Origin of the sequence: Nitratidesulfovibrio oxamicus, from assembly GCF_015731765.1 — a bacterium.
GTDB classification, from domain to species: domain Bacteria; phylum Desulfobacterota; class Desulfovibrionia; order Desulfovibrionales; family Desulfovibrionaceae; genus Cupidesulfovibrio; species Cupidesulfovibrio oxamicus.
The window spans coordinates 1-7,989 of the sequence record NZ_VRYY01000056.1 but is presented as its reverse complement, the minus strand read 5'-3'; the positions used below and the strand labels follow the sequence as shown (position 1 = coordinate 7,989).

Annotated in this window: 4 protein-coding genes and 1 pseudogene; 4 read left to right on the top strand and 1 reads right to left on the bottom strand. The window is 67.2% G+C overall.

All coding sequences use genetic code 11. The annotated features are described in order from the left end of the window. Nucleotides 1–630, top strand: a 630-nt coding sequence (locus tag FVW20_RS02740) for a Kae1-like domain-containing protein (RefSeq protein WP_443677864.1), incomplete at its 5' end; no start/stop codon positions are given. Nucleotides 631–1,044: 414 nt separating this feature from the next. Here FVW20_RS02740 and FVW20_RS02735 read toward each other — a convergent pair. After that, nucleotides 1,045–2,565: an ATP-binding protein gene (locus FVW20_RS02735; protein ID WP_196608192.1), complete on the bottom strand. Its 1,521-nt coding sequence runs from the start codon at nt 2,563–2,565 to the stop codon at nt 1,045–1,047. A 394-nt stretch (nt 2,566–2,959) separates the two neighbouring features. Here FVW20_RS02735 and FVW20_RS02730 point away from each other — a divergent pair, with 394 nt between their 5' ends. From FVW20_RS02730 to FVW20_RS19590, 3 genes and pseudogenes are all read left to right on the top strand, one after another. After that, entirely contained in the window at nt 2,960–6,562 is a 3,603-nt protein-coding gene (locus FVW20_RS02730; protein ID WP_196608191.1) for an FAD-binding and (Fe-S)-binding domain-containing protein, read from the top strand. A gap of 326 nt (nt 6,563–6,888) precedes the next feature. Continuing rightward, entirely contained in the window at nt 6,889–7,317 is a 429-nt protein-coding gene (gene ruvX, locus FVW20_RS02725) for a Holliday junction resolvase RuvX (RefSeq protein WP_196608190.1), read from the top strand. 17 nt (nt 7,318–7,334) lie between these two features. Then, nucleotides 7,335–7,989, top strand: a pseudogene (locus tag FVW20_RS19590) (hypothetical protein); the annotation flags it as partial.

The following is a 7,989-nucleotide window of genomic DNA, read 5'->3' as shown; positions in this document are numbered from 1 at the left end:
CCCGCCACGGACGGCACGCGCCCATGGCCGTGGCTGCACCGCCACGCCCGGGCCGCCGCCCTGCTGCCGCGTCTGCTGGAACGCGGGGTGAACACCCCGCTCACCTCCAGCTGCGGACGGCTGTTCGACGCCGTGTCCGCCCTGCTGGGGCTGTGCACCACCGTCACCTACGAGGGGCAGGCGGCCATCCGGCTGGAACACGCGCAGGACGCCGTATCACCATGCGGCGGCAGCCACGACGCCTTCTTCACCCACGCCTACCCCTGCCCCCTGCGAGGCGCACGTGACGGCAGCGAAACGCTGGTGCTGGACACGCACGCGCTGTTCCTCGCCGTGCACGACGACTGGGCGCGCGGCACCCCGCCCGGAGAGGTAGCGCGCCGCTTCCATGCCGGGCTGGTGACGGGCCTTGCCGACATGGCCGCCGCCGTGGCCGGGGTGATGGACGTGCCCGTGGTGGCCCTGTCCGGCGGGGCCATGCAGAACCTCACCCTGTCCGTGCACCTGCCGCAGGCCCTTGCCGCGCGCGGACTGACCGTGCTGACCCACTCGGAACTGCCCCCCGGCGACGGCTGCATCTCGCTGGGTCAGGCCGCCTGGGCGCGCCGGGTGCTGGCCGGGCGGGGGTAACCCCGCAGCGCCATCGCCAACGGCACCCCCTTTCCCCCAAAAAAAGCGGGCGGTGCGCCTGCGGTGCCGCTTCCCCACAGAAGCTCCACCACCAGCGCACCGCCCCGTACTCGTGCCTTCGTCCCGCCGCAGCCTCACAGTCATTGTGGGGCGGGGGGCACTCCGGCTCCACTCTTGCCTGTCCCTTTCCCGAATGTGTTCCCCGCCCGACGCCGCAGGCAGCTTGCTGAAAACGTCTGTTTCTGGATGCCTCCGGCAACCCGGGACGGCAGCCGTCATGCGAATCATGGTGCATCCGGATGGCGGTCGCAGAGCGGCTGTGCCCCTTTGACCCCCTTTCCTGTGACCTCGACCAAGCATTCCGGGAGGGGGGATGGTCCCTCCCCCGCAAGAACCTGGGTTTTCGACAGCCTGCTACCCGCAGTCCGCCGTCACCAGCTTGGCGAAAATCCGCTCCGCCGCCTGGCTGGACAAGGTGAACGCCAGCATGCCCGCGGGCAGGTACGAAAATTCCGTGGTGCCCTGCACCCCCACCGTGAAGGTGGTGCGGGTGGTCACGTACGACTTGCGCACATTGTGCCGCCGGGCAAACTCGAACAGGGGCCGCAGCTGTGTCCCGTTGCCGTTGCCCGCCGCCTTGCGCGCGGCACGGGTGGTGGTTGCGGGCACGGCGGGTGCGCCGCAGCGGCCATTGCCGTTCTTCTGGCCGGGGGCGATGCCTTCGTCGCTCCAGCGGATGTCGAAGGCCAGCACCGGCTTGCCGTGCACCGGGTGCAGGCCCACCAGGGCCACCTCGCCGCCGTCCCAGCGGGCGTAGCAGGTGTTGCGGGACAGGGCCGGGCTGCACAGCAGCTGCCCCACCACGGCGGTTTCAAGCAGCGGTTGCAGGCCGGGGTCGTCCGGGCCGGTGATGGGCGCGAACAGCGCCGTGCGCATGGAGGGGTTGGCCAGATACACCTTGAAGCTGCGGTCGCGCCGGAAGCGGCGGCCCGCGTCGTCGATGCGCCGCAGCCGCACCACCAGGAAGGCGGCTTCCAGATAGTCGAGATAGCGCTTCAGGGTGTTCACCGCGATGCCCGATTCGCCGCGCAGGTCCTCCAGGGTCACCTCGCGCCCGCTGTTCAGGGCCAGCACGGCCAGCAGGCGGTTCAGCTCCTGCACGTCCGAGATGCCGTACAGGCCGGGCAGGTCGCTGCACAGCACCCGGTCGATGATCTCGCTGCGCAGGAAGCGCGCCATGTCCGCGCGCACCCGCTCGGACACCACGGCTTCCGGGTAGCCGCCGAAATTCATGTACCGCACCAGCAATTCGTTCAGCTCGTCCATGCGTTCGGGCGTGAACAGCTGCTTCATGTCGCGGCGCTGCCCGCCGGACAGGCGCAGGAACTCCGCGAAGGACAGCGGCGGCAGCATGTACACCGCAAAGCGCCCCGCCGCCTCGGCATCGCCCATGCGGCGCAGGGCGGGCGCGGCGGACCCGCACACCGTGCAGCGCAACGCGGGCCAGCGGGCGGCCAGGGTATCCAGCCCGCGCTCCCAGTCGGCCATGTACTGGATTTCGTCAAGGATGACCCAGCCCGGGCGATTGGGATCCAGCCCCGCCATTTCGATGGCCAGTTCCACGAAGTCGGCCAACTCCATGCCGGTATAGGCCGGGGCGTCCAGGGTGGCGAACAGGATCTGGCGGCGTTCGGCCCCCTGCTGCAACAAGGTATCCACCACCTGGTGCAGCAGCACCGTCTTGCCCACCCGGCGCGGCCCCATGAGCACCACGGCCCGGTGCAGGGCACAGTCGGCGGCAAGCTCGAAGAACGGCGCGAAGTGGTCGCGCTGCGGCAGGTCCGCCGCGAAGGGGCGGGCTGTCGCGTCGGTCCACCACGGGTTGTCCGCGGCAAGGCGTCCCATGACATCGGCGCGTGGCAGTGCGTGCGGCATGGCATTCCTCCTTTCTGGGAGCATGCACCACGCTACACACCAAACGCAGAAAAGAGTCAATTACAATCAATTGATTGATCTTACAGTTAACAAGCGGGGCATGATGCAGTCAGCCTATGCTGTTCGCACACACAACCCACGTATAACACTGCGCCACACAATAGAATTTTCGTTTACGGATATAACATCATTACCCTGATTTTAAACCACCACGACACATCAAGGCGCGCATGTTTTTTCCGAAGAACTGCCTGCCCGCTCCCCCACGCGTGCCCCGGCCATGCCGGTACCGCCCCCCGCCAAAACATCGTGCGCTCACTCAACTTGCCAACCGGGCCGCGCGCGCCTATAGTCAGCGGCTTCCTCTCACCGCAACCCGAGAGAGAGCCCGCCCATGCCCCATAAAGGCCCGCACATCTCCATCTCCGCAGATTTCGTCGTAAACCGCATTCTGCGCATCAACCTCGACGAGTTCGAGGATTGGCCGGAATCCGTCCGTCATCTCGCCATCGAAATCGCGGAAGAACTGTTTCTCGTCGTGTACAACCCGTTCATCGACGCGGAAACGGTGAAAGCGAGCGTTCGCGCGCGTTTCGAGGGCGAAAAGGCGGCACTTGCCCACCACTACGCCACCAGCATCGGCGAAGGCATCACCATGTTCTGGAGCGCGCACGAGGCCGAGGTGGCCTACCGCGACGAACTGGTGAAGCGCATGGCCGCCGTCATGCCGCGCGAGTGCATCGACACCCGCCCCGGCGCGCTGGTGGAAAACTCCACCGACGCCACCGACCTGCGCATGGAACTGCCCATGCTGGTGGTCAGCCCCGCATCCGCCGAACAGGTCAGCGCCGTGGTCAAGCTGGCCAACGAGCTGAAGTTCGCCATCATTCCGCGCGGCGGCGGTTCCGGCCTGACCGGCGGGGCCGTGCCCGCCCGCAAGCGCACGGTGATCCTCAGCCTTGGCCGCCTTACCCGCATCGTCAGCATCGACGAGCAGAACAGGGTGCTGTGTTGCGAAGCGGGCGTCATCACCAACGACGCCATCGTCGCGGCGGGCAGGAAGGGCCTGCTGTTCACCGTGGACCCGGCCTCCAAGCTGGCCTCGTCCATTGGCGGCAACATCGCGGAAAACGCGGGCGGCCCCTTTGCCTTCGAATACGGCACCACCCTCGACAACCTGCTCTCGTGGCGCATGGTCACCCCCACCGGCGAGATCATCGACGTGGCCCGCGTGAACCACCCGCGCCACAAGATCATGCCCGGCGAGACGGCCACCTTCGAAATCCGCGACCTGAGCGGCGGCGTGCGCAACGTGGTATCCCTGCGCGGCGACGAAATCCGCCTGCCCGGCCTTGGCAAGGACGTGACCAACAAGACCCTGGGCGGCCTGCCCGGCATGCAGAAGGAAGGCGTTGACGGCATCATCGTCGAGGCCTGCTTCGTGCTGCACAAGAAGCCCACCCACCAGCGCGTGCTGGTGCTGGAATTCTTCGGGCGTTCCATGAACAGCGCCATGCAGGTCATCAAGGACGTGGTGGGCTACCGCGACACCATCCGCCGCGAAGGCGACCACGTGAAGATCTCGGCCCTGGAGGAATTCAACTCCAAATACGTCAAGGCCATAGAATACAAGAAGAAGTCCACGGAATACGAGGGCGACCCCATCTCGGTGCTCATCGTGCAACTGGACGGCGACGACGAGTTCCACCTGGACCGCGCCGTGCACCAGATCCTGGACATCGTGAACCCCTACGACGGGGCGGACATCTTTGCCGCGCGCGACGAGAAGGAGGCGGAAGCCTTCTGGGAGGACCGCCACAAGCTGTCCGCCATCGCCCGCCGCACCTCCGGCTTCAAGATCAACGAGGACGTGGTCATTCCCATCGACGGGGTGCCCGAGTTCGCCGACTTCCTGGAGCAGGTGAACCTGGAATGCGCTGCCGCCGCCTACCGTTCGGCCCTGCAAGAGGTGGGACGCCTGGCGGGCATGCCGCTGGACGACAGGGAATTCAACCGCGAGTTCACCTACGCCTCCAAGGTGGCCAAGGGAGAGGTTTCGGCCAAGGACATCTCGGACGAGGAAATGCAGATCCGCGCCGTGGTCTTCCTGGGCGAGCTGGCCAACGTGCACCCCAACCTGGCCCGCAAGATAGAGCGCATCAAGGATCACATGCAGGCCACCCGCATCGAGGTGGCCAGCCACATGCACGCGGGCGACGGCAACTGTCACGTCAACATACCGGTCAACTCCAACGACCCGGTCATGCTGCACAATGCCGAGCAGGTGGCCCACCGCGTCATGGCGAAAGCCCAGGAAGTGGGCGGCGAGGTTTCCGGCGAACACGGCATCGGCATCACCAAGATCGCCTTCCTGCGCAAGGAGAAGATGGACGCCCTGCGCGCCTTCAAGGAGCGCGTGGACCCGCGCAACGTGCTGAACCCGGCCAAGCTGACCCAGCGCGAACTGCCGGTGCGCCCGTTCACCTTCTCGTTCAACCGGCTCATCGAGGACATCCGCCAGAGCGGCCTGCCCGACAAGGAACGGCTGATCGCGCTCTTGGCCAACGTGCAGATCTGTACCCGCTGCGGAAAATGCAAGCAGGTCTGCCCCATGTTCTACCCGGAACAGTCGCTGCAATACCACCCGCGCAACAAGAACATCGCCCTCGGCGCGCTGGTGGAGGCGGTGTACTATTCGCAGGTCAACAAGGGCCGACCCGACCCCTTCCTGCTGGGCGAGTTGCGCACCATGATGGAGCACTGCACCGGCTGCGGTCGCTGCACCTCGGTCTGCCCGGTAAAGATCGACTCGTCCGGCGTGGCGCTGGCCATGCGCGCCTTCCTGGAATCGGAAAACGCGGGCGGCCACCCCATCAAGCGCAAGGTGCTGGAATGGCTGTCCGCCGATCCGGCATCGCGCGTGCCCCGCGCGGCCAAGGCCGCGTCCATGGGCCAGCGGTTCCAGAACCGCTTCGTGGGGCTGGTGCCCGCCGGGTGGCGCGAACGCTTCGAAAGCCCGCTGTTCGCCGGTCCCGGCCCGGAAGTGGGCTACAAGAACCTTGCGGAAACCCTGCACCTCGGCAAGGGGGGCATCTTCGTGCCCGCCAGCGCCAGACAGCGCGCGGCGGCCACCGGTGAACCCGTGGAAGCGGTGTTCTACTTCCCCGGCTGCGGCGCGGGGCTGTTCTACCGCAACATCGGGCTGGCCGGGCTGATGCTGATGCTCAAATCCGGCGTGGCCGTGGTCATGCCGGAACAACACCTGTGCTGCGGCTATCCGCTGCTGTCCGCCGGGGCCGACAACGCCTTCGCCACCAACCGCGACAGCAACGTGCAGGCCATCAAGGCTGCGCTGGACAAGGCGCGGTCAGCAGGACTCAACGTCACCCACGTCATCACCGCGTGCGGCTCGTGCCGCGACGGCATCCAGCGGCACGAACTGCTGGCCGCACAGGGCAACGCGCCGGCCATGCACCACAAGGACATGGTGCAGTTCCTGCTGGAACGCCTGCCCGCAGAGGCCCTTACCGGCGCGGCCAAGCCCGCCGCCGGAACCGAGGTGCTCTACCACCCCTCGTGCCACGCGGAATGGGTGGGCGTGCACAAGGGCAAGGCCGCGAACATCTACGCGCAGGCCGTGGCCGCCTTCACCGGCGCGAAAGTCCGCGTCAACCCCGGCTGCTGCGGCGAATCGGGCATGGGCGCCATGACCTCGCCCGCCATCTACAACAAGCTGCGCGCCCGCAAGCGCATGCGCCTTGAGGCGGACTTCATGACCTACGCAGACGGCGCGCCCGTAATCGTGGGCTGCCCCTCGTGCAAGGTGGGCATCAAGCGCACCATGCTGGCCCTCAAGGACAAGCGCCCCGTGCTGCATACCCTGGAATGGCTGGCGGAACTGGCCAAGGGCGCGGACTGGCGCAAGCTGCTGCGCAAGGCCGCCGACCAGGCCAAAGATGAGGGCGGCGTGCGCGTGGTGGATGACAGCGGCTTGTAAGAAAAAACGAAAGACTGAAAGAACGAACCGGGGGAGGAGGGGAAACTTTGAAAAGTTTCCCCTCCTCCCCCGGACCCCCTTCCACCCCTTCAAACTTTTCAACAGGGACCACGCCCTGACGCGACGAGGGAGCCATCCCGCTCTGAACATGACCGCCCCTTCCCTTTGACCGCCCCCCCACCGTTGAAAAGTTTTGAGGAAGAAGGGAGGGGGTTCGGGGGAGGGAGGAAGGAACTTTTTCGAAAGTTCCTTCCTCCCTCCCCCGATACTCTCCACCACCCCGCAGCTTGCCCAGCCGCCCCCGCTGGCGTAGCATCCGGCCACCCATGAAGTACCTTGGCATAGACTACGGAACGAAGCGCACCGGCATCGCGGCCAGCGACACGGGCGGCAGCATGGCCTTTCCGCGCCGCACCATCGTCATGACCACCCGCGACCGGTTCTTTGCCGAACTGCTGGCCGTGGCCGAGGAAGAACGCGCCGACGCCTACGTGGTGGGGCTGCCCCTGCTGCACGACGGCACGGACACCCTGACCACCCGGCAGGTGCGCAATTTCGTGGAGCGGCTGAAGCGCCGCACCACCCTGCCCGTCTACCTCATGGAGGAGTTCCTGAGTTCCTACGAGGCCGAGGACGACCTGCGCGACGCCGGGCTTTCCGGCAGGGCGCTGGAGGCCGTGGTGGACCAGCAGGCAGCCGTGCGCATCCTGCAATCGTTCCTCAACCTGCCAGAATCCCGGCGTACCCCCGCCTGACCGGATAGCACCACCGCATGAGCGATACCCCCAAAGCATCCCCGGAAACTCCCCTCCCCGCTTCCGCACAGCCGTCCGCACAGGAGAAGGCCACCCAGCCCGTGGCCCCCGATATGATCACTGACGCGCCCGTCGGGGCCACCGCCACCCCGCAACCGCAGGACGGCGAACGCACGCCTGACGCTGACGACAGTACCACCGTGGCCGCCACGCCCGCTGCGCCTGACACGACGGGCGCGACAGGCGCAGCGGGCACAGCGGTAACGGCGCAGGCAGGCGACGCGGCAAACGCGGCAACGTCCGTGCCTGCGGCATCCGCCCCCGATTCCGCCTTCTCCACGGTTTCCCCAGCGGCCCAGGATTCCACGGACTCCACGGACTCCACGGACTCCACGGACTCCACGGGAGCGACAAGCGCGCACCCCGCCGCCCCCGCAACCTCCGAAAGCGTGACTGACACCGCCGCCGCAACGGCAGTTGCAACGCCCCCGGCGTCATCCGCCACGGAAGCAACAACGCCCGATTCGGCACCCCCCTTAGCTCCCGCACCCGCCCCGTCAGCCCCCGTGTCGGCCCCGATTTCACCTGTACCGCCCACCCCCGAAACACCCGTGCCGCCCGCCGCCGCACCCGCACCTGCCGCGCAATCCGCCGCCTGCCCGGCACCGGGCC

Coding starts and splice junctions, on each gene's coding strand:
- FVW20_RS02735 (WP_196608192.1), bottom strand. CDS start 2,565: ATGCCGCACGCACTGCCACGCGCCGATGTCATGGGACGCCTTGCCGCG.
- FVW20_RS02730 (WP_196608191.1), top strand. CDS start 2,960: ATGCCCCATAAAGGCCCGCACATCTCCATCTCCGCAGATTTCGTCGTA.
- ruvX (WP_196608190.1), top strand. CDS start 6,889: ATGAAGTACCTTGGCATAGACTACGGAACGAAGCGCACCGGCATCGCG.